The organism is Moorena sp. SIO4G3 (assembly GCF_010692305.1).
Lineage (GTDB): Bacteria > Cyanobacteriota > Cyanobacteriia > Cyanobacteriales > Coleofasciculaceae > Moorena > Moorena producens_A.
This window is the reverse complement of sequence record NZ_JAAHIG010000748.1, coordinates 1-1,222: the sequence shown is the minus strand read 5'-3', so window position 1 is coordinate 1,222 and position 1,222 is coordinate 1. Positions and strand designations below refer to the sequence as shown.

Here is a 1,222-nt window from a genome sequence, read left to right as displayed (position 1 = left end):
TGATATAATTCTGGTAGCATTTTCAATTGATAGGTCGTATTGACAATTTCTGACCTATCTTTTTTTTACCATAATTCGCTCAATTTAAGATATATCAAGGGTTACAGGGCGCTTGTCGCCCCCCCAGGTTCTATCCATTTCCTGAACTAATACCAACCTCCATCATTAATAGACTTGGCGAGACAATGATTTTTGACCATATTCTTGACCCTCAAGTCGACCTAGGCTGCCAGGTCGTTAGACCGGACTACGCAACGTGCCGAAGACGAAACCTTAGATAGGGTCGCCTTTATGGGTGTTCGGCTTTGCATAAAAGGATTAAATCTTTTGTAATAGCGCTTAAGGGGTGACAATACGGCTACAAGATAGACTGTATAAGGGATAGAGCTTTCATCCCTTTGATAAAATTGAGGTGTTTATGAGGTTTGAGATTCATCAGATCAGTAGCGAGGTCTGACCAAATTTCCATCGATTCAACCCAGAGATATCCATATAATCCTATCCAAAAATCACTGTGTCTTTTAACAGAACGTTTCTTTTCAGTCGGGCGACAAATATACTCATTAACTCTCATATTTTGGAAATATTCACCCTGGAAAGTTGCTAGGGTATAAGCGAGAGTAATGAGCAAAATAATAGCCATAAAACGCGGCTCATTAACTCTAGTAGTTTCCAGATTATATCCTCCAGTTTTGTAATCTTTAAACATTGTTTCAATACCCCAACGAGCCGCATAAAGCGATGCAGCGCGGTCTTGGGGAGGCAGCGCGGTCTTGGGGGTTCCCCCGGAGACGAAACCTTAGATAGGGTCGCCTTTATAGTTAGCAGGTTATGCAGAAAAGGGTTCAATATTTGTTAATAGCGATGCAGCAAGGGAACAGGGGGTTTCCCCCACTCGCGCTTTGCATGGCTGACAAGGCTCCACTATCTTACGGTAACTTGGCCGTAGGCCACGCTTGGCTGTAGGCCACGCCAAAGGCGAACGCGAACAAACCATGAGCGACTGCCGTGGTTTCCCCCATGAGCGACTGCATCAAGACAATGATAAAGTCAGTTGACTATTATGGAGACTTGTCAGGATATACCAAGGTTCTTTAGGGCGTGTCATCAATTAAGCCAAATTACAGCAGCAGCCAGATAAATTGCTCCTAGGAAGTTCTGAGCTCGCTTATCGTACCGCGTCGCGATCGCTCGATATTGCTTGAGTCGGGCAAAAAAATTC

2 protein-coding genes and 1 pseudogene are annotated in these 1,222 nt (G+C 44.2%); all 3 read right to left on the bottom strand.

From position 1 onward, the window contains the following. Positions 1 to 149: 149 nt before the first annotated feature. Positions 150 to 260 (bottom strand): annotated as a pseudogene (locus F6J99_RS45155) (RNA-guided endonuclease TnpB family protein); the annotation flags it as partial. Between the two features lie 98 nt (positions 261 to 358). Further along, complete coding sequence (locus F6J99_RS45150; RefSeq protein WP_293123992.1) at positions 359 to 709, bottom strand: hypothetical protein; 351 nt, start codon at positions 707 to 709, stop codon at positions 359 to 361. Between the two features lie 398 nt (positions 710 to 1,107). Continuing rightward, positions 1,108 to 1,222, bottom strand: a 115-nt coding sequence (locus F6J99_RS45145; RefSeq protein ID WP_293120501.1) for a transposase, incomplete at its 5' end; no start/stop codon positions are given.